The organism is Methylorubrum pseudosasae, from assembly GCF_029504475.1.
Lineage (GTDB): Bacteria > Pseudomonadota > Alphaproteobacteria > Rhizobiales > Beijerinckiaceae > Methylobacterium > Methylobacterium extorquens.
In genome coordinates this window covers 2677845-2701323 of sequence record NZ_JAQGDU010000002.1, presented here as the reverse complement: position 1 = coordinate 2701323, position 23479 = coordinate 2677845, and the positions used below count along the sequence as shown (strand labels likewise).

At 69.6% G+C, this 23479-nt stretch carries 23 protein-coding genes; 14 read left to right on the top strand and 9 right to left on the bottom strand.

All coding sequences use genetic code 11. The annotated features are described in order from the left end of the window. Nucleotides 1-139 precede the first annotated feature (139 nt). Nucleotides 140-3304 (top strand): efflux RND transporter permease subunit, encoded by a 3165-nt coding sequence (locus M2437_RS13600; RefSeq protein ID WP_253387717.1) that lies wholly within the window; start codon nucleotides 140-142, stop codon nucleotides 3302-3304. A gap of 10 nt (nucleotides 3305-3314) precedes the next feature. Here M2437_RS13600 and M2437_RS13595 read toward each other — a convergent pair whose 3' ends face one another. The 4 genes from M2437_RS13595 to M2437_RS13580 form a co-directional block, all read right to left on the bottom strand. Further along, entirely contained in the window at nucleotides 3315-3716 is a 402-nt protein-coding gene (locus M2437_RS13595) for a response regulator (protein WP_253387716.1), read from the bottom strand. Nucleotides 3717-3803: 87 nt separating this feature from the next. Then, nucleotides 3804-6614: a PAS domain S-box protein gene (locus M2437_RS13590; protein WP_499006801.1), complete on the bottom strand. Its 2811-nt coding sequence runs from the start codon at nucleotides 6612-6614 to the stop codon at nucleotides 3804-3806. Nucleotides 6615-6839: 225 nt separating this feature from the next. Further along, nucleotides 6840-7601, bottom strand: a complete 762-nt coding sequence (locus M2437_RS13585) for a Crp/Fnr family transcriptional regulator (RefSeq protein WP_012255086.1) — start codon at nucleotides 7599-7601, stop codon at nucleotides 6840-6842. Between the two features lie 264 nt (nucleotides 7602-7865). Continuing rightward, on the bottom strand, nucleotides 7866-8717 hold the full coding sequence (locus M2437_RS13580; protein ID WP_003603787.1) for a glycoside hydrolase family 25 protein: 852 nt from the start codon (nucleotides 8715-8717) through the stop codon (nucleotides 7866-7868). 197 nt (nucleotides 8718-8914) lie between these two features. Here M2437_RS13580 and M2437_RS13575 point away from each other — a divergent pair, with 197 nt between their 5' ends. Next, nucleotides 8915-9367, top strand: coding sequence for a DUF488 domain-containing protein (locus M2437_RS13575; RefSeq protein WP_253387714.1), 453 nt, complete (start codon nucleotides 8915-8917; stop codon nucleotides 9365-9367). 54 nt (nucleotides 9368-9421) lie between these two features. On the opposite strand, the gene M2437_RS13570 is transcribed toward M2437_RS13575, so the two are convergent. Then, nucleotides 9422-10657 (bottom strand): FAD-dependent monooxygenase, encoded by a 1236-nt coding sequence (locus tag M2437_RS13570; RefSeq protein ID WP_253387713.1) that lies wholly within the window; start codon nucleotides 10655-10657, stop codon nucleotides 9422-9424. Nucleotides 10658-11068: 411 nt separating this feature from the next. Here M2437_RS13570 and M2437_RS13565 point away from each other — a divergent pair, with 411 nt between their 5' ends. From M2437_RS13565 to pncA, 4 genes are all read left to right on the top strand, one after another. Further along, the gene (locus M2437_RS13565) at nucleotides 11069-11272 is read left to right on the top strand and encodes a hypothetical protein (RefSeq protein WP_253387712.1); all 204 of its coding nucleotides are present in this window, start codon (nucleotides 11069-11071) and stop codon (nucleotides 11270-11272) included. After that, nucleotides 11272-11496, top strand: coding sequence for a hypothetical protein (locus M2437_RS13560; protein WP_245438772.1), 225 nt, complete (start codon nucleotides 11272-11274; stop codon nucleotides 11494-11496). The genes M2437_RS13565 and M2437_RS13560 overlap by 1 nt, the downstream gene beginning before the upstream one ends. A gap of 143 nt (nucleotides 11497-11639) precedes the next feature. Next, nucleotides 11640-12611, top strand: coding sequence for a quinone oxidoreductase family protein (locus tag M2437_RS13555; protein ID WP_015952174.1), 972 nt, complete (start codon nucleotides 11640-11642; stop codon nucleotides 12609-12611). A gap of 184 nt (nucleotides 12612-12795) precedes the next feature. Then, entirely contained in the window at nucleotides 12796-13422 is a 627-nt protein-coding gene (gene pncA / locus M2437_RS13550) for a bifunctional nicotinamidase/pyrazinamidase (RefSeq protein ID WP_253387711.1), read from the top strand. Between the two features lie 18 nt (nucleotides 13423-13440). Here the strand turns inward: pncA and M2437_RS13545 are convergent, their stop codons facing one another. The 3 genes from M2437_RS13545 to pabB are packed head-to-tail and all read right to left on the bottom strand — an operon-like array spanning nucleotide 13441 to nucleotide 16311. Then, nucleotides 13441-14298, bottom strand: a complete 858-nt coding sequence (locus M2437_RS13545) for an aminotransferase class IV (RefSeq protein ID WP_253387710.1) — start codon at nucleotides 14296-14298, stop codon at nucleotides 13441-13443. Then, a complete protein-coding gene (locus tag M2437_RS13540; protein WP_253387709.1) occupies nucleotides 14285-14914 on the bottom strand; it encodes an anthranilate synthase component II in 630 nt (209 codons plus the stop codon). The genes M2437_RS13545 and M2437_RS13540 overlap by 14 nt, the downstream gene beginning before the upstream one ends. Beyond that, on the bottom strand, nucleotides 14911-16311 hold the full coding sequence (gene pabB / locus M2437_RS13535) for an aminodeoxychorismate synthase component I (protein WP_253387708.1): 1401 nt from the start codon (nucleotides 16309-16311) through the stop codon (nucleotides 14911-14913). Before pabB ends, M2437_RS13540 begins: the two co-directional genes overlap by 4 nt. Before the next feature lie 292 nt (nucleotides 16312-16603). Here pabB and M2437_RS13530 point away from each other — a divergent pair, with 292 nt between their 5' ends. The 7 genes from M2437_RS13530 (at nucleotide 16604) to M2437_RS13500 (ending at nucleotide 20435) form a co-directional block, all read left to right on the top strand. Beyond that, nucleotides 16604-16909, top strand: a complete 306-nt coding sequence (locus tag M2437_RS13530) for a type II toxin-antitoxin system RelB/DinJ family antitoxin (RefSeq protein WP_499006797.1) — start codon at nucleotides 16604-16606, stop codon at nucleotides 16907-16909. Beyond that, nucleotides 16855-17136: a type II toxin-antitoxin system RelE/ParE family toxin gene (locus M2437_RS13525; RefSeq protein ID WP_003605878.1), complete on the top strand. Its 282-nt coding sequence runs from the start codon at nucleotides 16855-16857 to the stop codon at nucleotides 17134-17136. Before M2437_RS13530 ends, M2437_RS13525 begins: the two co-directional genes overlap by 55 nt. Nucleotides 17137-17252: 116 nt before the next feature. Continuing rightward, a complete protein-coding gene (gene rimO, locus M2437_RS13520) occupies nucleotides 17253-18599 on the top strand; it encodes a 30S ribosomal protein S12 methylthiotransferase RimO (protein WP_253387707.1) in 1347 nt (448 codons plus the stop codon). Nucleotides 18600-18695: 96 nt separating this feature from the next. Further along, nucleotides 18696-18881, top strand: coding sequence for a hypothetical protein (locus tag M2437_RS13515; RefSeq protein WP_003605874.1), 186 nt, complete (start codon nucleotides 18696-18698; stop codon nucleotides 18879-18881). Between the two features lie 6 nt (nucleotides 18882-18887). Then, entirely contained in the window at nucleotides 18888-19310 is a 423-nt protein-coding gene (locus M2437_RS13510) for a DoxX family protein (RefSeq protein ID WP_253387706.1), read from the top strand. Nucleotides 19311-19477: 167 nt separating this feature from the next. Then, nucleotides 19478-20244, top strand: a protein-coding gene (locus M2437_RS13505; RefSeq protein WP_153876776.1) for an IS5 family transposase whose coding sequence is annotated in 2 segments (ribosomal slippage) — nucleotides 19478-19793 and nucleotides 19793-20244 — 768 coding nt in all. Because the reading frame shifts where the segments join, the coding sequence is not laid out codon by codon here. Nucleotides 20245-20267: 23 nt separating this feature from the next. Further along, a complete protein-coding gene (locus tag M2437_RS13500; RefSeq protein WP_253387705.1) occupies nucleotides 20268-20435 on the top strand; it encodes a hypothetical protein in 168 nt (55 codons plus the stop codon). A 137-nt stretch (nucleotides 20436-20572) separates the two neighbouring features. Here M2437_RS13500 and mazG read toward each other — a convergent pair whose 3' ends face one another. Continuing rightward, nucleotides 20573-21403 carry a nucleoside triphosphate pyrophosphohydrolase gene (mazG, locus tag M2437_RS13495; RefSeq protein WP_253387704.1) on the bottom strand — a complete coding sequence of 277 codons (831 nt, stop codon included), beginning with the start codon at nucleotides 21401-21403 and terminating at the stop codon, nucleotides 20573-20575. Between the two features lie 754 nt (nucleotides 21404-22157). Between mazG and M2437_RS13490 the strand changes: the two genes are divergently transcribed. Then, entirely contained in the window at nucleotides 22158-23255 is a 1098-nt protein-coding gene (locus M2437_RS13490; protein ID WP_253387703.1) for a replication protein RepA, read from the top strand. The last annotated feature ends 224 nt before the right edge of the window (nucleotides 23256-23479 follow it).

The window sequence follows — 23479 nt, the reverse complement described above, 5'->3', positions numbered from 1 at the left end:
ACAGCAGGACGGGGGCGCCCGCCGGATGTGTTCCGGGCGCGACACGGGAGGGAACACGCGGAGTCCCAACACGTTGCACGCGGGTCCTTCACGGCCACGTTGAATTTCGCACGCTGCATTTCGGGAGCCGGCCCACCGAATGTTCTCCACGTTCGTCGACCGGCCGATCCTCGCGGGCGTGATCTCCGTCATCATCACGGTGATCGGCATCGTCGCCGGGCTGACGCTGCCGGTGGCGCAGTATCCCGAGATCGCGCCGCCGATCATCAACGTCCAGGCGACCTATCCCGGCGCCTCGGCCCAGCAGGCCTACGAGTCGATCGCGATCCCGCTTGAGCAGGAGATCAACGGCGCGCCGAACCTGATCTACATCCAATCGACCTCCTCAACCGACGGCAGCGTCTCGATCGACGCGACCTTCGCCGTCGGCTCGAACCTCGATGCGGCCGCAGCGGAAGTGCTCACCCGGTCGAGCCGCGCCGAGGCGAAGCTGCCCGAGGCGGTGCGCGCGCAGGGGCTGGAGATCCAGAAATCGTCGCGCCAGCGGCTCGGCAACGTCGTGCTCTACGCCGACCCGAGCACCGGCTTCGACGAGCTGTTCCTAGCCAACTACGCCGAGACCCAGGTCATCAAGCCCCTGCGCCGGGTCACCGGCATGGGCCGGATCGTGAACTTCTCCAACATGCGCTACGCCATGCGCATCTGGCTCGATCCGGCCAAGATGGAGGCGCTGGCGCTCTCGACCGAGACCGTGCTCCAGTCGATCCAGGCGCAGAACGCACAGATCACGACCGGCTCCCTCGGCAAGCTGCCGATGGACCGGGCGACACCGTTCGAGCTGCAGCTCGTCACCAAGGGCCGGCTGACGCGGCCCGAGGAGTTCGGCAACATCGTCCTGCGGGCCAATCCCGACGGCTCGGTGGTGCGTGTTTCGGATGTGGGCCGGGTGGAGCTCGGCTCCGAGCAGTACGGGGTCACCTCGAACTTCGACGGCAAGCCCTCGGCGACGCTCGGCATCTTCCAGAACCCCGACGCCAACGCGGTCGAGGTGATGAACGGGACGCGCGCCACGATGGCGGATCTCGCCGAGCGCTTTCCCCCCGGCCTGCACTACTCCATCGCCCTCGATTCCACCGAGTTCGTGAAGGAGGCGATCTACGAGGTGGTGCGGACCCTGTTCGAGGCGATCCTGATCGTCACGGTCGTCACCTACCTCTTCCTGCAAAACTGGCGCGCCACGCTGATTCCGACCATCGCCGTGCCGATCGCGCTGATCGGCACCTTCGGGCCGATGGCGCTGCTCGGCTTCTCCTTCAACACCCTGAGCCTGCTCGGCCTCGTGCTCGCCGTCGGCCTCGTGGTGGACGACGCGATCATCGTCGTGGAGAACACCGAGCGCCTGATGGCCGAGGGCATGGCGCCGAAGCCCGCCTCCCGCGAGGCGGTCAACGAGATCGGCGGCCCCGTCATCGCCACGACGCTGGTGCTCGCCGCGCTGTTCGTGCCGGTGGCCTTCATCCCCGGACTGACGGGTCAGCTCTACAACCAGTTCGCGCTCACTATCGCCATCTCGGTGCTGATCTCGGCGATCGTCTCGCTGACCCTGACGCCGGCCCTGTGCGGCCTGCTGCTGAAGCCCCACGCGAAGGACGGGCCTCGAAAGACGCGCTGGTGGCGCAAGCCGCTGGACTGGTTCAACGTCGCTCTGGAGCGCTCGGCCGACTTCGTGGCCCGCACGATCGGATGGCTCTCCCGCCACATCGTCCTGACGCTGGCCGTGTTCGTGCTGTTCGCCGGCGCCACCGTGCTGCTGCTGATGCAGCGTCCCACCGGCTTCGTGCCGGACGAGGACCAGGGCTATCTCTACGCCGAAGTGGCGATGCCGCTCGGCGCCTCGGTGCAGCGCACGGAGGCGATGAACGCCCGCTTCGGCGAAGTGCTACGCGCCCGCGCTGACGTCGATCACACCATCGGCGTCAGCGGGCGCAGCTTCCTCGCCGACACCGTGGCCCCGTTCTACGGCTTCAACATCCCCGTCATGAAGCCCTGGGACGAGCGCACCACCACGGTCGACGACCTGATCCGCGACATGGAGGAGCGCTTCAAGCACGATCCCGACGGGCAGGTGCGCATCGCCGCACCGTCGCCGCTACCGGGGCTCGGCTCCCGCGGCGGCCTGACGCTGGAGATCCAGGATCGCTCGGGCAATGGCGGCCTCGGTCTGGCGCAGACGGCCAGTACCTTCATCGAGAAGATCCGCGCCCTGCCGGGGGTGGCGAACGCGACGCCAACCACCGATTGGGGCGTGCCGCAGATCCGCCTCGACATCGACCGGGCCAAGGCCGAGCAGCTCGGCGTGCCGCTGGCGCGATTGTTCGAGGCGCTCGGCACTTATGTCGGGTCGAGCTTCGTCAACCTCTTCAACCGCTTCGGCTTCGTCTACCAAGTCTATGTCCAGAGCGACGCGTCCGGGCGGCGCCTGTTCCAGGATCTCGAGGCGCTGACGGTCCTCAACGCGCAGGGCGAGCCGGTGCGCCTCGGATCGCTCGTCCAGGCGAAGTTCAGCACCGGGCCGACGGCGGTCCTGTCCTACAACACCTATCCGGCGATCGAGGTGGCGGTGACGGTCGCCCCCGGCTCCAGTTCCGGCACGGTGATCGAGGCGATCGAGGCCCTAGCCGAGGATCTGCCGCGCAACAGCTCCATCGAGTGGTCCGAGATCGCCTATCAGGAAAAGATCGCCGGCAACGTCGCGCCGCTGATCTTCGGCCTCGGCGTGTTCATGATCTTCTGCTTCCTGGCCGGGCAGTACGAGAGCCTGCGCATGCCGCTGGTGATCCTGCTCGCCACGCCGCTGGCGATCTTCGGGGCGGTCGGGTTCCTGGCCTTGCGCGGCATGCCGCTCGACGTGTTCGGGCAGATCGGCCTGCTGCTTCTCGTCGGCCTGGCGGCCAAGAACGCGATCCTGCTGGTCTCCTTTGCCGAGGATCTGCGCCGACAGGGCAAGGACGCGCTGGAGGCGGCCCAGCACGCCACGCGGATGCGGATGCGCCCGATCCTGATGACCTCGTTCGCCTTCATCCTCGGCTCGGTGCCGCTCGCCATCGCCAGCGGCGCAGGCGCGGGCGCCCGGCTCTCCATGGGCACGGTGGTGATCGGCGGCCTGCTGGTGGCCACGATCCTGACCCTGTTCGTCACCCCGGTCTTCTACGTCGCCGCCGAGCGGCTGCGGGGGGAGGGCGCGACGGCGAGCGAGCCGGGCCAAGGGGAGACAGGCAAGGAGGAGCAGGGCGCGACGGCGTAAAGCCCGACCCTCACGCGCAAAAAAGCTGCGCCAGCGCCTCCCGGGCGAAGGCCAGCGTGAGGGGCTTGGTAGCGAAGCGAACGCCCGCGGGCAGCGTGCCGGCGTCGGGGGAAGGACCGGCCGAGAGGGCGATGAGGGCGAGATCCGGCCGGCGCCGGGCGATCTCGCAGGTCAGGGCGAACCGGTCCTCGGGCAAGGTCAAAGGCAGGTCGGCATCGACGACGACGAGGCGCAGCCCCGCATGGCGCTCGATCTGGAGGAGCGCGCTCTGCGCACTCCAGGCCTCCAGCACCTCGAAGCCCGCCTCCGCCAGACGATCCGCCGTTTCGATACGCGCGGCGGTTTCGCTTTCCACGACGAGTGCCAGCGGCCGCCCGTCACCGTCCGGGGCAGGGGGAACGGGCAGATCCATGAGGCGTCCCGGATGTCGTTGGAGCGCGCCTGGGAGCATGCCTGGGCGTCCTGCCGACAAGCGGCGAGCGGGCGGGTTCGTTGCCCCCTACGTCGCTTTTGGCGCTATTCGTTTTTCGAGAAGCCCCTTCAGGGGCGCCCTGATCCGGCACGTCACCCCTTCTCGGGCGTAGATCATCTGCGTCTCGCCGCCGACCGCCCCGGAGAACCCGCGCTCGATCAGCCGCGAGCCGAAACCCTTGCGGGTGGGCGCGGCGACCGGCGGCCCGCCGGTCTCGGCCCAGGTCATCGTGATGACCGGCTCGGCCTCCCCCGCATCCTCCGCATCCTCCGGCCAACGCGCCCGCGCGACGTGCCAGTTCACCCCGACGCGCCCGCCCGGCACCGAGAAGGCGCCGTACTTGGCGGCATTGGTGGCGAGTTCGTGGATCATCAGCGCCAGCGACAGGGCGGCTTTCGGCCCGACCTCCAGGTCCGGGCCGGACAGGTGGATGCGGCCGGGCTCGCCGTCGTCGTGGATGGTGAGCGCGCCGGCGATCACCGCCTCCAGCGCCGCCCCCTCGCCCTCGCCCGAGAGCAGGATGTCGTGCGCCTTGCCGAGCGCCACCAGCCGGGCCACCAGCGCCTCCTTCACCGAGGCGATGTCGGTCGCGTTGCGCAGCGTCTGCGAGGCGATGGCCTGGGCCATGGTCAGGGTGTTCTTCAGCCGGTGGCTCAGTTCGCGGTTGAGGAAGCGCTGCTGCTCCTCGGCCTGGATGCGAGCGAGCGCCACGGAGATCCGTCCGGCCACCTCGCGGACGAAATCGACCTCGCCCGCGTCCCAGGCCCGGGGTTCGGCGGCGTGGGCATAGACGAGGCCGACGAGGGCGCCCCGCCGGGTCAAGGGCACGCCGATCAGTGCACGGGCGCCGGCCGCCGCGTAGCCGCCCGCATCCGGCGCGAGGTCCGGTTCGGCGGTCAGATCGGGCACGGCCAGGATCTCGCCGCGGCGCAGCCGCGCGAGCATGGCCGGAAACGGCGCGGGGCTCATCGTCCCGTCCGGTCTCGCGCGCCCGGTCGCGAAGCCGCCGACGGTGGCATCGATGGCCGCGTAGCCCGCCTCCGAGAGGTCGAGGCTGCGCCTGAGGATCCGGGCCGCGATCCCACGGATCTCGGCGGGTCCGGCGGCGTCGCGCAAGGTGTCGCCGAGTTCGATCAGCGCCGTCTGGCGTGCCTCGGTCGCCTTCTCCGCGGTGATGTCCTCGATCATCGCCGTGGCCTGGAGCGCCTCGCCGCGGGCCTGCGAGACGAGATTGACCCGGCCCCAGATCAGGCGCCCATCCTTGCGGCGGTAGCGCTTCTCCAGGGTCTCGCGCACGATCTCGCCCGCGGCGAGCCGGCGGTGGAGCTGGTCGCGCTCCGCCGCATCCGCTTCCGGCGTCCACTTGGCAATGGAATGCCCGACGATGTCGGATTCCTCCGCCCCCCAGATCGCGCAGAGCTTCGGGTTGGCCTCCAGCGCGATCATGGTGCGCGGATCGATCTGCACGATGCCGATATTCGCGCCCTCGACCACCGCCCGGAGCTGGGCGGCGACGCGGTTGCGCTCGGTCAGATCCAGCATGGCGCCGATCATGCGCAGCGGCCTGCCGTCGGCCCCGCGCACCATCGAACCGCGATCGAGCACGTCGGCGTAGGCGCCGTCGGCGCGGCAGAAGCGGTATTCGTGGTGCCAATCGTGGCCGCCGCCGCCGATGACGCGGCGGATGCCCGCCTCGACGCGGGGGCGATCCTCGGCGTGGATGTGGTCGAGCCACCACCGGCCGGTCGGCTCGACCGTCTCCGGTGCCCAGCCATAGGCGGCCTGAAGGGCCTCGTTCCACAGCACGTGGTCGGCGGCGAGGTCCCAGTCCCAGATCGCGTCGTTGGTGGCGCGGGTGACGAGGCGGTAGCGCTCCTCGGTGGCGGCGACGGCGACCTGCGCCGTGCGCTCGGCGGTGACGTCGCGCACCGTGCCGACGAAGCGCCGCGCCCGTTTGATCCCCTCATCCGTTTCGACGACGAGGGTGCCGCGGGCCGCGACCCAGGCGATCACCGTGCCGTCCGCCGTCACGGTGCGGTAGGTGGCATCGAACAGGCCGGGCCCGGCCGGGTCGAGGGCCGCCTGCACGGCGGCATCGGTGCGCGCCCGGTCCTCGGGGTGGAGGCGGGCGAGGAACGTGCCGGCATAGCTCACGGCCTCGTCCGGCCCGACCCCGAACAGGGCGCGGGTCCGCCCGTCCCAAGCGAGGGTGCCCGCCACGAGGTCGTAGTCGAAGATGCCGGCACCGGCCGCCTCGATCGCCAGCCGCAGACGGAACTCGCTGTCGGCCAGGGCCGCGGCCTCGGTCTTCCGGGCCGCGATGCCCCGGCGCAGTTCGAGCTGCGTCATCACCGTGCGGGCGAGCGCTTCGAGACCGGCCCCTTGGGCCGCGCTCAGCCCCTCCGGCCGGGGCTTGGTGTCGAGCACGCACAGGGTGCCGATCGCCCGATCCTCAGGCGTCACCAGGGGCGCGCCGGCATAGAAGCGGATGCCGGGCTCCGCCGTGACCAGCGGGTTGGTGCGGGTGCGCGGGTCGGCCGCGAGATCGGGGATGACCAGCAAGCCGCGCCCGGCCAGGGCGTGAACGCAGACCGAGCGGTCGAGCCCGGTCTCGCCGGGGGCGAAGCCGAGCCGCGCCTTGAACCATTGTCGGTCGCCGGTCACCAGGCTGACGAGGGCGGTCGGCGTGGCGCAGAGCTGGGCGGCCAAAGCCACGGCATCGTCGAACGCGGCCTCGGCGGGCGTGTCGAGGATGCCGTAGCAGGTCAGCGCGGCCAGCCTCTCGGCCTCTGCGCCGGCCTCACCGGATGCTGGACAATCGTCGGGCGGTCGGCTCATGGACGGACCCGGCAAGGACGAACCCGGCGCCCTTCTTCCGGAGCCGCCTGAAGCGGCCCGCCATCCGGACGGGCGCGATGGTGCCCCGGTGACGTGTCGGGCACAAGACACCTGCCGGAATCGCCGTGCTCCCGGATGGATAATCCGAGGTGTCCGGCTGGCTCGGGGGCGACCGAGAGCATCGTCTTTGTCCGAAAGCCGGAATTCACCTTGCGGAACGATGCTCTATTCGGGCGGCTCGATGGCGATGAGGCGCCCGCTCGGGCTGTAGACCGCGCCGAGCACGGTCTCGTAATGGCGCTTGACGCAGGCATGGCACTCGCAGGCGACCTCCTCGATCGCCGCCCGGTTGACGACGGTGATGCGCCCGCGCCCGACCTCGATCAGTCCCTGCTGCTGCAGCATCCGCAGGATGCGGGTGAGATAGGTGCGCTGCACGCCGAGCATCGCGGCGAGCGATTCCTGAGTGATCGGCAGAACGTTGTTGTCGAGGCGGTCCTGAAGCGTCAGGAGCCAGCGCAGGCAGCGCTCCTCGATCGGATGGAGGGCGTTGCAGGCGACCGATTGCAGCACCTGCGCGAGCAGGCAGTCGGAGTAGCGGGTGAACAGGTTGCGCAGGGATTCCGAGCGGCGCTTGGCCTCCTGAAGCCGGACCGAGTCCATCCGCAGAACCGGACCGGCGATCTGGATCAGGGCATGGGTCGAGGCGGGCAGGCCGCCATTGCTGACCACGCCTCCCACCGCGCCCTCGCGGCCGATCGTGGCAGTCTCGGCGCTGCGCCCGTCGATCATCGAGATCAGCAGGGTGACCACGGTCTGCTCGAGGGGGAAGGTGATGAAATCCACCTCGCGGCCGGCGGCGAACAGCGTCTCGCCGCGCTGGTATTCCAGCCGCTCCAGATCGGGCAGAAGCAGGCCGCGATCCTCAGGGCTCAGACAGTTCAGGAGCAGATTGCCTTCAAAGCAGCGCTCTGTGGCCGAAGGCATGTACAACTCGAAGTCCGTCTGGTCGCCGAGCCGGCTCCTAGCGCAACGGTTGCCGCTCAGTCTGTCTACAAGTAGACATATCGCAGGTTGAACACAAAAAAAATCAGGCCACGGGCAAGGTCACGGCCACGTCGTATCGCGCGCCTGGAAGCAAGCGCGAAGAACGGTCACACCACAGAGGATGCGTTGATCCGAGGACGGAAGCCGCGACCGGCGGCTCCTTCCGTTCCCCGCCTCGCCCCACTTACTCGCCTGCTTGCCCGCCTACTTGCCGGTGCAGAGGCCCTGGCTCGACAGGCGCCGATGCTCCCGCGGGTCGCAATCGGTGGCGAGGAACGAGGCCCACTCGGTCGGGCTGCCGTAGAAGGCGTTGCGATCGACGTCGCCGCGCACGCCGGGCACGCGCCCGGTCGAGGTGAACTGCCAGAGCATCCACTTGCGGTTGGCGTAGCGCTGCTCGGGCTCGGCCGCCGTGGAGCGGACCCAGTGGGGATAGTCGGGCAGCTCGTCTTCCAGCACGTCCTTGTGGAAGGTGATGTCCGTATAGATGATCGGCCGCTTGCCGGTATAGGCCTCCATCTCGTCCAGCATGTAGCGGATCATCGACAGGGCCTGGGCCTTGGGCAGCTTCTTCGGGCACTTCGCCGAGTGGCCGTTCCATTCCACGTCGAGCACCGGGGGCAGGGCGGTCGGGTCGTTCGGCACGTTGCGCTTGAACCACGCCATCTGGTCCTCGGCCGAGCGGCACCAGAACACGAAGTGGTAGGCGCCCCGCGGCACGCCGGCGCGGCCCGCACCGTCCCAGTTTTCGAGGAAGCGCTCGTCGACGTGGTCGCCGCCCTCCGTCGCCTTGATGTAGGCGAACTGCGTGCCCGCGCTCTTGACCGAGGCCCAGTTGATCGGCCCCTGCCATTTCGAGATGTCGATGCCCTGGATCGGGTGGCCCTTAGCCCGCGCGACGCCGGGATGGGGCTTGGCATCACCCTTGGTGGGGTAGAAGTCGTTCTGCGCGGCGCAGGCCGCGAGCCCGGAGAGCATCAGCGCGGCGAGCCCGCGCTTGAGCCATCCGCGCGGAGCCGGTGCGAGCCTCGAGGAAATTTCGGTGTCCAGCGACATCGACGGCCCGCCACTTCTTGCGTGCGACTTCAATGGGTATTCGATGCCCTTGATCCGGTTAACAGAACTTTGCTGGCATTGCGGCGGATTTCCGGAAGGCGTTGCGCCGCAGGCACATACGCGCCGCCGACGCTGTCCGGCGGGCGGGCTGCCCCCATCTAAAACGTTGTCGATCCTGAATTTTCCCTGAGCCGGCGATGCGCAAGATTCTGTTCACCATCGGATACGAAGGCCTGACGCCGGAGCGCCTGCACGCGGCCCTGAAGGCGGCGGACGTGTCCCTGCTCGCCGACGTGCGGGCGGTGGCCAACTCGCGCAAGCGCGGTTTCTCGAAAGGCGCGCTGAAGGCGGGTCTCACGGAAGCCGGACTCGGCTATGCGCATTTCCGGGGTCTCGGCACGCCGAAATCCGGCCGCGAGGCGGCTCGCGCCGACGATGCCGGGCTGATGCGCCGGATCTATTGCGAGGAAGTGCTCGACACCGCCGATGGCGGGCTCGCCCTCGACGCCCTGGCCGACCTCGCCGCGGAACAACCGATCTGCCTGCTCTGCTTCGAGCGCGATCCGGCCCGCTGCCACCGCCGCTTGCTCGCCGAACGGCTGGCCCCGCGCGGCTTCGAGACGGTCGATCTCTACGGCGATATTTTGTGATTTTTTGGGGCGTTGGGCGCGCGTCCCGCGCTCACCCCGAAACTCCGAAATGAATCAGCGCATCAGGCTCGGCGCGCCGAGCCGCGGCTGCACGCCCTCGCGCATGACGATGCGCCGCAGGGGCGGGATCGCCCCGAGCACCACGAGGCCGAGGCCCCGCAGGGCATCGACGGGCAGGAAATCGGTGAGCAGCGAGCGGTTGAGCATGTCCACCGCCGCACCCCGCAGCCGCGCATCGACGCCCCGGTTGCGTCCGAACCCCGCGAGCGAGGCTGGTGCCCCCGGATCGCGGTTCGCCTCGCGGGCGGTGAACACCGCATCCCGCACGGCCGCCGCATCGCGCAGGCCGAGATTGAGCCCTTGCGCCCCGATCGGCGGGAAGACGTGGGCGGCCTCGCCGATCAGGGCGAGGCGGTCGGCCACCGGCCGCTCCACCGAGAGGCCGCGCATCGGCACGAGGCCGCGCGGGCCATCGATCCGCATGGCGCCGAGCATCGAGCGGGCCTGATGCTCCACCGCCGCGGCGAGATCCCGGTCGTCGAGCCCCGAGAGCCGCTTGGCCGCCGGCTCCGCCGTAACCCAGACGAGGCTGGAGCGGTAGCCGCCGGGGAGCGGCACCAGGGTGAAGGGTCCGTTGCGGGTGTGGAACTCGGTGGAGATGTCGCGGTGGGGCCGCTCGTGGGCGAGCAGGGTGGTGAGCGCCGCCTGCGGGTAGGACCATTCGCGGGTGCGCAAGGCAGACGCCGCCCGAAGCGGCGAGCGGCCCCCATCGGCGCCCACGACGAGTTGCGCCGCGAGGCTGCGCCCATCCTCCAGGTCCAGCACCGCTGCGTCTTGCTCAAGACGCATGCCGGCCGAATCCGCCTCGAACAGGGTGAGGCCCGGCGTGGTGCGGGCCTGACGCCGAAGGGTCTCCACGAGGCGGGCGCTCTCGACGTTCCAGCCGAAGGCGTCGAGGCCGATCTCCGCGGCCGAGAAGCGGGCGGGCGGCGGCCGGAACAGGCTGCCGGTGTCGTCGACGATCTGAAGTTCGGCGAGCGGGCTCGCATGCGGGGCGATCTCGTCCCATGCGCCGAGCACCCTCAGGAACCGCACCGAGCCGTCGAGCAAAGCCACGGTGCGCCCGTCCGCCACCGGCGCGTGACGCCCGACCAGCGCGGTCTCCACCCCGTCGCGGGCGAGCGCCAGGGCAGCGGCAAGGCCTGCCGCCCCGGCACCCACAACCGCCACGGTGAAGCGCGGCGGCGCGGCGGAGGGGCGGGCGGGGGACGTCTGCACCGGGACCGTCACGACGGGAGACTCCTAAAAGGGCTCTCGGAAGGGCCCTCAAAACGAGGATCGAAGACCGACTTCCTACAGAGGTGCGGCCGGCCTGGGGTCAAGTGCGGCCGAGGGTCCGAGCAGCACCTTGCCCGAAGCCGTAGAAGCGGCTTCGCGGCGCGAAGAGCGCCGCACGGAGCGGATGCATCAGCCCGCGGAGCCGGGCGCCAGCGCATGAGGCCTGCAAGAAACCAGGGTCAACGCCTTCAAGCGATGGCCCTGAGGTTCCGGGAGCAGCCGGACGTCCAAGCGTGGCGGGATCAAATTCAAATGAAACCAATTCACGCGCCCGGCATTGCCAACTTATGTTGAGGGAACTGCGCGCTCTCGCCGCACGCTCTCCGGGACAGAACCATCATTGACGTCCGAGGGGGGCGTACCATGAAGCCATTCATCACCTCGCAGCCGGAGTCCGAGCGGACACGGCTCGGCTCGTCCTTGGATCCCGTGCTCTCGGGTGTTGCGCGCGGCCTCGCGCGGCTGTTTCCGCCCGTCGAGGATGTCAGGCCGCAGCGCAGCGGGAGCACCATCCCCGCCACCTCCGGAACGGACGGCACGGCCGGCGGGCGGCGCGGCCGCGTATGATGAGGCCCGACCTGGTCGCGCAGCACATCGCGGCGATGACCACGGCAAGCACCAACCTGCTGCGCCAGATGGAGGATGAGGGCCTGCGCTATCGGGTCATCGTGAGCCCGGAGGATACCGCCACCCTGCACGTCCATGTGCGCGAACTGACGCCCGACCTCACGCAGCGCATCGAGCGCTGCCTCGCGGGCATGGGCATGCAGGTCGCGGTCCGGGAGGAGTGACGGGCGAACCCGCCCACTTGGCTTGTGCCCAATTGGCCGGTGTCCTTCGGGCATAAGCCGCTCGGAACCCCTTGGGGCACTTGTCTGGCTCCGCCGGACCGATATCTCGACCGTAGTTCGAGACGGGAACGCGGGAGACGGCGATGAAAGCGATCCGGGTACACGCCTACGGTGGGCCGGAGGCGATGGTCTACGAGGACGTGCCCTCGCCCGAGCCGGGGCCGGGCCAGATCCGCGTCCGCCAGACCGCCGTCGGCGTCAACTTCATCGACATCTACTTCCGCTCCGGCGCCTACAAGGCGCCCTCGCTCCCCTTCACCCTCGGCAAGGAGGGCGCGGGCGTGGTCGATGCCCTGGGCGAGGGCGTCACCGATTTCCGCGTCGGCGAACGCGTCGCCTATGCCGGCGCCACTGGCACCTATGCCGAGGAAGTGACCGTGGACACCAAGGGCGTCGTCCACGTACCGGATTCGATTTCCGACGAGACCGCCGCGGCGATGATGCTCAAAGGCCTCACCGCGCAATACCTGCTGCGACGGACCTACCGGGTGCAGCCCGGCGACACGATCCTGTTCCACGCCGCCGCCGGCGGCGTCGGGCTCATCGCCACGCAATGGGCCAAGCATCTCGGCGCCACCGTGATCGGCACCGTCGGCTCGGCCGAGAAGGCGGAGCTGGCGCGCGCGCATGGCTGCGACCACGTCATCCTCTACCGCGACGAGGATTTCGCCGCCCGCGTAAAGGAGATCACCGGGGGCAAGGGCGTGCCGGTGGTCTATGACGGCGTCGGCAAGGCGACCTTCCCCGCTTCGCTCGACTGCCTCTCCCCCTTCGGCATCTTCGCGAGCTTCGGTTCGTCCTCCGGGGCGATCGAGGCCTTCGACATCGGCATCCTCGCCGCCAAGGGCTCGCTCTACGCCACCCGCCCGACCCTCTTCACCCACATCGCCACCCGCGAAAGCCTCGACGCCAACGCGGCCGAGCTGTTCGAGGTGGTGGCAAGCGGCGCGGTGAAAATCCCGATCCACGCCCGCGCCAAGCTCGCCGACGCGGCGCAGGTTCACCGCGATCTCGCGGGGCGGCAGACGACCGGGACGACGGTGATGACGCCGTGATCCTCGTATCCTAGGACGAAGGGATTCCGGGCTCTGCCCGGCCCCGCCGAGGGATCGTGAGCATTTTCGAGCGAAGTGGTTGCCGGTTCGCGTGAAGAAAATGCGATCAACCTGGAGAAGGTGATCTTCGCCCGTGATCTCCGGTCACGGGCGAAGGTCGTCCCTCGGAACCCTGGACTTGGCGATGAGACTGACCGAACACGACGTTCTGCTCGTTATCGACGTGCAGAACGATTTTCTGCCCGGCGGGGCGCTCGCCGTGCCCGACGGCGATGCCGTCATCGCCCCGGTCAACCGGCTGGCCGCGTGCGTTCCTCACGTCATCCTGACCCAGGACTGGCACCCGCCCGGGCATGCCTCGTTCCACGGGAGCCATCCGGGCAAGGCACCCTTCGACACCACGGAGCTGCCCTACGGTGAACAGGTGCTCTGGCCGGAGCACTGCGTGCAGGGCACGCACGGCGCCGAGTTGGCCGCGGGCCTCAGGACGGAGCGGGCCGAACTGGTGATCCGCAAGGGCACTCACCCCGGCATCGACAGCTACTCGGCCTTCATGGAAGCCGACCGGCGGACCCGCACCGGGTTGGCCGGCTACCTCGCCGAGCGCGGCCTGACCCGCCTGTTCCTCGCCGGCCTCGCCACCGATTTCTGCGTGCTCTGGACCGCGCTGGATGCCCGCGCCGCCGGATTCGAGGCCTTCGTGATCGAGGATGCCGTGCGCGGCATCGATCTCGACGGCTCGCTGCCGCGGGCCTGGAACCAGATGGAGCGAGCAGGGGTCGGGCGCATCGCCAGCACGGCGCTCGGCTGAGATCCCGGGATTACGGGATTACGGGTCGAGGGCGTCCGCCTCGACGCCGCACTCCGCCGCCACGGTTTCCCGCAAAGCCGCGTAGAGGCTGCGAACCGCCCCGTGCCCGGCGCTGTCATAGGGCTGCGCACCGAGCGCGGTCACGGGGGCGAGCAGGCGCAGCGAGTTGGTGACGAACAGCGCCTCCGCCGCCGCCAGATCCGAGGGCAGGAGAGGGCGCTCTTCGACCGCGATGCCGAGGCTCGGCGCGATCCTGGCAACAAGCTCGGCCCGAACGATACCCGGCAGGACGCCGTCCTCCAGCGGCGGCGTGACGAGCGTCCCCCCGAGAATCGCAAAAACATTGCCGGTGCCGGCGCAGGCCACGCGGCCCCGCGTGTTCAGGAACAGAGCTTCATCGAAGCCTTGCGCCTGCGCCGCGCGGGCGGCGAGCACCGCATCGAGATAGCCGAGGGTCTTGAGGCGCGCGGCCGGCGAGGTCTCGTTGCGGGCGATCTGCGTGAGCGCCAGCCGCAAGGGCGCGAAGAACAGGGCGGCGCGGGCCGGGGCGGCGCTGCCGAACAGGAACGGGTTCGGCTCGGGCGGGGGCGCCAGCCCGCGCGGACCGGGGCCGCGGGTCAACGTGGTGCGGATCGCCGCGAGCGGCGCGGTGCTGGCCAGCGCGCGCATCGCTTCGACGATCCGCTCCCGCGCGATCGCGAAGCCGAGCGCTTCCGCGGCGGCGGCGAGGCGGGCGACATGGGCGGCCTCGAAGGCGACCTGCCCCTGAATCGCCAGGGCGGTGTCGAACACGCCGTCGCCGAGCAGCAGGCCACGGTCCCCCATGGCGAAGGGGAGGGTGCCGCCCTCGACCAGCCGCCCGTTAGACCACAGCATCGGCGAGCCTGTCCGTCCGCTCCGGCGCGCCCGCCGCCCGCCACGCACGGGCCTCCTTCAGGAAGTTGGAAAACAGCGCGTGGCCGTTCTCGGTCAGCACCGATTCCGGGTGGAACTGGATGCCCCAGGTCGGGTGGCTGCGGTGCGACAGCGCCATCACCTCCCCCTCCCCGGAGGCGGCATCGACCGTGAGGTGGCGCTCCATCTCCGGCGTCGGCGCCACGATCAGCGAATGGTAGCGCCCGACCTGCATCGGCTGCGGCAGCCCTGCGAACAGCCGCTCGCCCCCGTGCCGGATCGGCGTGGCGTGGCCGTGGAGCGGGCGGCCCGCCCGCTCGACCCGGCCGCCGAACGCCGCACCGATCGCCTGATGCCCGAGGCAGACGCCGAGGATCGGCAGCTCGCCGGACAATTCGCGGATGGCCGGCAGGCTCACGCCGGCCTCCGCCGGGGTGCAGGGGCCGGGCGAGATCACCACCGCCTCCGGGTTCCGCGCGCGGATGCCGGCCACATCGAGCGCGTCGTTGCGCACGACCTCGACGGTCTCGCCCAACTCCTCGAAATAGCGCACCACGTTGAAGACGAAGGAATCGTAGTTGTCGACGACGAGGATCATGGCGCCTCCTCCTCGAAGGCCGCGAAGACGCGGGCCGCCTTGGTCAGCGTCTCCTCGTATTCGGGGCCGGGCTCGGAGAGCAGCGTCACGCCCCCGCCCGCCTGGAGCACGGCCTGCCCCTTCGCCATGAACACGGTGCGGATCGCGATCGAGGTGTCGAGCGATCCGTCGAAGCCGAGCGCGCCGATCGCCCCGCAATAGAGCTCGCGCGCATCCGTCTCGATCTCGGTGATGATGTCCATGGCCCTGAGCTTCGGCGCGCCGGTGATCGAGCCCCCGGGAAAGGTTTTTTGGATGAGGTCGAGCGCATCCGAACCCTCGCGCAGCGTACCCGTCACCACCGAGACGAGATGGTGGATGCCGGCATAGGATTCCAGCCCGCACAGGGTCGGCACCCGCACGCTGCCCGGCTCGCACACCCGCGACAGGTCGTTGCGCAGCAGGTCCACGATCATGATGTTCTCGGCCCGCTCCTTCGGATTGGCCTGGAGCGCGGCGGCGATCTCGGCGTCGCGGGCGGGATCGGGATCGCGGGCCACGGTGCCCTTGATCGGCCGCGTCTCGACCGCCCGCCCCTCCAACTTGAGGAAGCGCTCCGGCGAGGAGGAGGCGACGGTGAGCCCGTCGAAATCGAGATAGGCGCCGAAGGTCGCCGGGTTGGTCTCGCGGAGCCGCCGGTAGAAGGCGAACGGGTCGAAACCGGGCGGCAGGTCGGCGGCGAAACGCTGGGCGATGTTGGCCTGATAGATGTCGCCGGCGCGGATATAGTCGCGGACCTTTTCGACTGCGTTCTCATAGCTTTGCCGCGAAAAGTTCGAGCGCCATGTGAGGCGGGCGCCCGTCCATTTCGGCAGCGGCTCGGACGGGGCGGCGAGCCAATCGGCGAAGGCATCAAGCCGCGCCCGCGCCCGTGCCTCGCGGGCCGGTCCATCGGCTTCGGGAAAGCCGGTTGCGATCAGCAGGCAGGTGCCACGGCCATGATCGACGGCGAGCAGGGTGTCGTAGAGGTTGAAGGCGATGTCGTCGGTGAGTCCCGCCCGGCGCGCCGGGGCCGCGACCCGCTCCAGGCTCGCACCGAGATCGTAGGCGAAATAGCCGATCGCTCCCGGAATGGCGGGCAGGTCGGGCCGGGGCGCCAGACGGTAGGGCGCGAGGCAGGCCCGCAACGCCGCGATGGGCGAGCCGGGCACCGCGCGCCCGTCCAGGGTGGCACGACCATCGCTGTAGCGGAACCGCGCGAACGGGCCGGCGGCCAGCACCGAGACGCGGCCGAGCGTATCGTGCCGCATGGCGCTGTCGAGGAAGGCGAGGCCGGGCAACCGGGCGAGCCGCGCCGCGGCCGCGACCGGGTCGATGAAGGGAATCTCGCGGGTCCAGACCATGGGCTCGGCCGTCATGCCTCGTGCGGCGCTCATTGGAATTCACCCAAGGGCGCGCGGCACCCTCCCGTCAATCGCTCCCGCGTTCCGGTCTCGCGGGCGGGGTATGCAGCCGCTCAGCCCGAAGATGAAGTGCTGTCTGAGGCTCGTGTACAAAGCCGCTGTGAAATAATATCTTCTAGCTTTCAACGCCGCAAAGAGAGAAAAAGCTGAGAGGGGCCACCATGGCCTCGCCTCGTAGAGTCGCACCGGACGCGCTTGCAGCGCGTTCCACGCTGCACGACACTGTCAGGCAGCTCAAGGAGCCGCCATGCCGACCAAGTCGCTGATCCAGGCGCGGATCGATGCCGACACCAAGGCAGAGGCCACAGCCGTTCTCAAGGCCATGGGGCTGACCGTCTCCGATGCGGTTCGCATGATGCTCGTGCGCGTCGCGCGCGAGAAGGCGCTTCCCTTCGAGCCTCTGGTTCCCAACGAAACGACCATCGCAGCCATCCGCGAGGCGCGGTCCGGTAACCTTCCGGGCTTCACCGAGCGTCGAGGCGCTGATGGCCGATCTCGATGCGGACGATTGAGCGAACCACGCAGTTCAAGCGTGACTATAAGCGGGAGATGAAGGGCAGGCACCGGGCGAGCCTTCAAGCCGACCTGACGGCGGTGCTGACCGAGTTGGCCGCGGATCGCCCCCTGGCGGCGCGCCTGCGCGACCACGCCCTGACCGGCAACTGGGCCGACCATCGGGACTGCCACGTGAAGCCGGATCTGGTGCTGATCTATCGGCTTGCAGGAACGGAAACGCTCCAATTGGTGCGCCTCGGCTCGCACGCCGAACTGGGCTTCTGACGATCCTACCGGCCACGCTCGCAACAGCGCCCCAATGCCGTTATATCGGCGCATCCACCGCTCTCGATGCAGGATGCGCGGGCCTCCGTTCCGGAGGGCCGCCCCAACGGGCCGTCATGACCGCAACCGCCTCTCCCTCGGACACCAAGGGCGCCGCCGCGCCGCGGATCTCCTTCGTGTCGCTGGGCTGCCCCAAGGCGCTCGTCGATTCCGAGCGCATCCTCACCCATCTGCGCGCCGAGGGCTACGAGCTGTCGCGCCGCCATGACGGGGCGGACGTCGTCATCGTCAACACCTGCGGCTTCCTCGATTCGGCGAAGGCCGAGTCGCTCGCCGCGATCGGCGAGGCCATGGCCGAGAACGGCCGGGTGATCGTGACGGGCTGCATGGGCGCGCAGCCGGAAGAGATCCGCGAGAAGTACCCGAACCTGCTCGCCGTCACCGGCCCCCAGGCCTACGAGTCGGTGGTCGCCGCGGTGCATGAGGCGGTGCCGCCCGCCCACGATCCGTTCCTCGACCTGATCCCGCCGCAGGGGGTCAAGCTCACCCCGCGCCACTACGCCTATCTGAAGATTTCCGAGGGCTGCAACAACCGCTGCACCTTCTGCATCATCCCGAGCTTGCGCGGCGATCTCGTCAGCCGCCCGGCGGGCGACGTGCTGCGCGAGGCGGAAAAGCTCGTCAAAGCGGGCGTGAAGGAGTTGCTGGTCGTCTCGCAGGACACCTCCGCCTACGGCATCGACACCCGCTACGCCACGAGCCCGTGGCGCGATCGGGAGGTGCGCGCCCGGTTCTACGATCTAGCCAAGGAACTCGGCGAGCTCGGGGCGTGGGTGCGGCTGCACTACGTCTACCCCTACCCGCATGTCGACGAGGTCATCCCGCTGATGGCCGAGGGCAAGATCCTTCCCTATCTCGACATGCCGCTCCAGCACGCCAGCCCCTCGGTGCTCAAGCGCATGCGCCGGCCGGGTAACCAGGAGAAGCAGCTGGACCGCATCCGGCGCTGGCGCGAGATCTGCCCGGATCTGGCCATCCGCTCGACCTTCATCGTTGGCTTCCCCGGCGAGACCGATGCCGAGTTCGAGGAACTGCTCGACTGGATTCGCGAGGCGCGGCTCGAGCGCGTCGGCTGCTTTGAGTACGAGCCGGTCAAGGGCGCCACCGCCAACGACCTCGGGCTGCTGGTGCCGCCGGAGGTGAAGGCCGAGCGCAAGCGCCGCTTCATGGAGGCACAGAGCCACGTCTCGCTACGCTTGCAGCGGGCGAAGGTGGGCAAGCGCCTGTCTGTCATCATCGACGAGGCGGGCCCGACGGTTGCGCGGGGCCGCTCCAAGGCCGACGCGCCGGAGATCGACGGCAGCGTCCACGTCACGTCGCGCCGTCCCGTGCGGCCCGGCGACATCGTCACCGTGAAGATCGAGCGGGCCGACGCCTACGATCTGCACGGCATCGCGGTCTAGGGCCGGGCGGCGGAGGAGCGGGGAGGGCGGGACGCGAACCGCCCCGCGCGCCGCACGTTGCCCCGTCACGATTCCACGCGGATGACGAGGCTGAGCATGGCGGACGAACAGCGCGACCAGAGCAGCGGGGCCGCGGTCTCGCCCAAGGACCCGGCGACGGGCAAGCTGAAGTCGCAACCGGGACCGATGGAGCGGGCCGGCACCGAGGCCGAGGAGGCCGCGCGCGGCAACTCACCCTCCGGGGAAAGCAAGACAGGCTCCGAGGACGATCGCTCCGCCTGATCCGAGATGCGCGACGACCGCCGCTGGCTGCGCATCGGCCTGACCGGCCTCTACGGCTTCATCGGCATCGTCCATCTCGCGGCGACCGAGCGCTTCCTGCCGATCATGCCGGGTTGGGTGCCCGCACCCCGCCTCGTGGTGATCGGCACAGGCCTGTGCGAGATCGCGGGTGCGCTGGCGCTGTTCGTGCCGCGGCTGCGGCGGGTCGCCGGGATCATGCTGGCGCTCTACGCGGTCTGCGTGTTCCCGGCCAACATCAAGCAGGCGGTCGAGGGCATCGCCGTGCCGCCGATCCCCGACACGTGGTGGTATCACGGCCCCCGCCTCGCGCTTCAGCCGGTGATGGTGTGGTGGGCCCTCTACGCCGTCCACGCCATCGATTGGCCGTTCGCGGCACGAAGAACGGGCGATACCGGAGCACCTCGTTAAGATTAACCCAGCGGAGCAAAAGGCTTTTCGCTGAGGAAAACGGCACCGAAAGCGTATCCGAGCGGGCTCAACCGGTGGTCTTCGGCTCGTGACCCTGTCTAGGGTCTGTCGTCGCCTGAACGTCTTGGGGGTGTGAGCGTTTTCCGTCCTCTGGATGGAGCGGGCTGATGCTGAACGACGCGCAGTGGGCGGCTCTAGAGCCGCTGGTGCATGCCTGCCGGCCGAAGGCGAAGACCCCGCCGCAGGACCTGCAACGCACGCTCTCGGCCATCCTGTGGCGGCACCAGAACGGGGCCAAGTGGCGCGCCATTCCAGACGAGTTCGGGCCGTGGTGGCGGGCGGCGCAGATCTTCATCCGCTGGGCGCGCGCCGGGGTGTGGGAGCGCCTGCTCGCCCTGGTGCAGGAGCGCGGCGTGCAACTCGGCATGGTGTTCCTCGACGGCACCAACATGCGGGCGCACCAGAAGGCGGCAGGTGCGGCCAAAAGGGGGGATCTGCGACCGAGCGAGACGGTCGTGAAGCGCTTGGCCGGTCTCGTGGCGGGTATGGCACCAAGGCTTGCGTGATCGCCGACGGCGCGGGCCGCGCCGTCGCCTTCCGCCTCGCGCCGGGACAGGCGCACGAACTGCCCCACGCCGTGCCGTTGCTCGACCAGTTGCCTGGCGTGCCGCTGTGGGTCGTGGCCGACCGCGGCTACTCCAGTCACGGCTTCCGTCAGCACATCCGCGACGTGGGCGCCAAGCCGGCCGTCCCCACCAAGCGCAACGAAGCACCCACCCGCTGCCCGGACTGGATCTACACCAACCGCAACCGCGTCGAGCGCCTCTGGGCGCGCCTGAAGGAATGGCGGGCGGTGGCCACCCGCTACGAGAAGACCGCCGCCAGCTTCACAGGCGTCCTCTGCCTCGCCGCAGCCTGCGATTGGATCAAGTGACAACAAGCCCTAGGCTCGCGGTCATGCCGAAGAGCCGCGATTCGAACCGGACGAACCGCCCGCAAGACGGCGCCGCACCGCCGGAGCAGGCGGCGGTCGAGCGCGCCCTGGAGCAGATCGTGGAGCGCCTGAAGCCGAAGGCGCCGGACCCGAAGCCCGCGAAGAAGGGCGACCCGCGGACGAAGGGCTGAGTCCCTCATCGAAGGTTTCGAAAGGACAAGTTCTTTCGCGGGTGCAGGGCGGAGCCCTGCGAAACGGCTCCGCCGACGTCAGGGCACTGCCCTGACAACCCGCCAAAGGGCCTCAGGCCCTTTGGGATCCCCGAACCTCATGTCTTCTCGTCGCGCTTTACCGCCTGCCAGGCCGCTTCCATGGCGGGGAGGGCGGTGTCCTCCAGGGCGTGGCCCTCGGCGGCGAGCCGGGCGGCCATGGCAGCGAAGCGGCGCTCGAACTTGAGGGTGCCGCGCCGCAGGGCCTCCTCCGGATCGACGCCCGCGTGACGGGCGAGGTTGGCGACCGAGAACAGCAGGTCGCCGATCTCCTCGAACACCGCCTCCGGCTCGCCCTTCTCCAAGCTCTCCTCGACCTCGTCGGTCTCCTCGCGCACCTTGGCCAGGACCTGGGCCGCGTCCGGCCAGTCGAAGCCGACGCCGGCCGCCCGCTTCGAGATCCGGTCGGCCCGGGCGAGGGCGGGGAGGGCGCGCGAGACCCCGGCCAATGGTCCCGCCGCTTCCGTTTTGCCCGTCGCCGCCTTCTCCGCGCGCTCCTGCGCCTTGATCGTCTCCCAGGCCGCCTTGATCGCCGCCGGGTCGGTCGGACGCCGCTCAGGCGGCAGGAAGTCTCCGGACGCGTCGAAGACGTGCGGGTGACGCCGGATCAACTTGGCGCAGATCGCCTCGGCGACGTCAGCGAAACGGAAGGCGCCCTCCTCCTCGGCGATCCGCGCCTGGAACACGACCTGGAGCAGAAGGTCGCCGAGTTCGTCGCGCAGGTCGGCCCGGTCGCCGCGCTCGACCGCGTCGGCGACCTCGTAGGCCTCCTCGATCGTGTAGGGGACGATGCTGGCATAGCTCTGCTGCACGTCCCAGGCGCAGCCCCGTTCCGGATCGCGCAACCGCGCCATCAGCGTCAGCAGCCTGTCGATCGGCGCCTCGTCCATCGCTCTTTCGCCCCATCCCGCCGAAAGCCCGGCCTCAGCCAAGCCACGCTCATAGACCGTCCGCCGCTGCCGCGCAGCGCCGCTTCGCGGGCTCTCGATCGGGGAGAGGAGGGGCACAGCCTGTGCAAAATTCCGTGTATTCCTTTTGAAAAGAAGAGAAAAAGCCTCCGTTCGGTTTGGCGAACGCAGCTCCACCCTCCCTAGGAAAGCTATCTGTTAAGGATTCTCAGGGAGTCAGTTCAGCAAGTTATAGGGGAGGCGGAAAAGCCGTGATCCCCCCGTGGCTTGAGCCCCCTTCGCGCATGGAACTCTGCGCGGAACCGCATCGAACTCTGCGCAGCCCCGCATCGGATTCTGCGCAACCGACGGGGCCTGTCGCATCGGATTCTGCGTGGGCGCGTACTGGATTCAGCGTGCAAAACGCGGTTTGGCCGCGGAAGAGCGGGGACAAGTCCGGAGTCGGGAGGCGTATTGAACTCTGCGCAGGCGGATTCGGGCCGGCCGACGGGCGTATGGAACTCTGCGTGCCTGGAATCTGCCCCTCCTCCGACCGAGGACGACGCGCCTGTGCAGGACTCGGCCGTCCAAGCGTGGATTCCCGGGAAAACTCCGAAAGGCCACGGGACTCCGCGGAGCCGAATCGTGACAGATCGGTTGCGGCCCTGAGGGTCCTCCGACGATTCCGTCCGGAGCCCGAGGCTTGGATGAAGGCGAACACGACGTGACATGCAGCGGGAGGCCTTGAGGGCAGGCGATGTCGGGGCTTGAGGCCAAGATCGCCGCGATCCGTGACCCGGATCTGCAGGCGGAGCTGGAGGCGGCGCGGGGCGGGTTCCTGTTCGCGCCGATCGTCGAGCACCTGCTGTTCCGCCAGCGCGAGCGTGACGCCGCCCGGGCCCAGGAGGGGGCGCAGGCCGAGGCCCGCGAGGCCATGGGCCGCGACCGCCGCCGCCGCGACGCCGTGCGCGAGGTGATCGAGAGCGAGCCCACCGGCCCGGAAAACCTTCAGCACCTGCACTCGGTGCTGGCGCTCTGCGGCCTGCCCTACCGCGATCCCGGCGACGCCCGCGACTTCGTGCGCGAATACGGCCGCAACTCGCTCAGCCTCTCGGCGGGGCGCCTCAAGAACCCGATCACCGGCGAGATGGAGCTGCAGGGCCTGCCCTACGGCCCCAAGGCCCGGCTCGTGCTGCTGCACCTCTGCACCGAGGCGGTGCGCCAGCGCAGCCCGACCATCGAGGTCGCCGACAGCCTCTCGGGCTTCATGAAAACGATGGGGTTCGCCGTCACCGGCGGCGAGCGCGGCACCATCGGCGCCTTCAAGGAACAGCTCAACCGGCTCGCCGCCTGCTCGATGCAGCTCGGCCTGTGGGACGGGGAGGGGCAGGCCTCGACCCTTAACGTGCCGCCCTTCCGCCAGCTCGAATTGTGGCGACGCGGCGATGACGGCCTCGTCTGGCAGCGCACCGTCTCGTTCCATCAGGATTTCTACGACAGCCTGATCCGGCACGCCCTGCCGGTCGATATCCGGGCCGCGCGGGCCTTCTCCGGCTCGGCGCGCAAGCTCGACCTCCTGTTCTGGACCGGCTACCGCCTGCGCGCCCTGCAGCGCCCCCTGCGGCTGACCTGGGACAACCTGCACCGCCAGTTCGGCGCCGAGAACGCCAGCCTGCGCAGCTTCCGCCAATCCTTCAAGGCGGATCTCGCCGGCCTGCTCGAGGTGTTTCCGCGGCTGCGGATCGACCTCGACGAGGGCGGCATGCTGCTCCACCCGGCCGATCCCGGCAGCCTGCTGGTGCCGCCCAAGGCCGCCCGCACCGCGCGCTCGGCGGCCTCTGCGGCCCGCGCCTGACAGAATTTTTCGGAGTTTTGGTCTTCGGAATATTCCATGAGCCTGCCCTGGTGGCTTCGGTAACTTGGAATATTCCAGACCTTGGGCAAAGGAAGCCGTCGGCCCTGGGAGAGGGAACAGTTCATTCCCTTTTAGGGGCCCTATGATCCGACTGTTCCGACACCCTGAAATCCTCTCTGGCCGAGGTGGTGCGACAGCCGCCTCGAAGCACGCCGCGCCGCGTC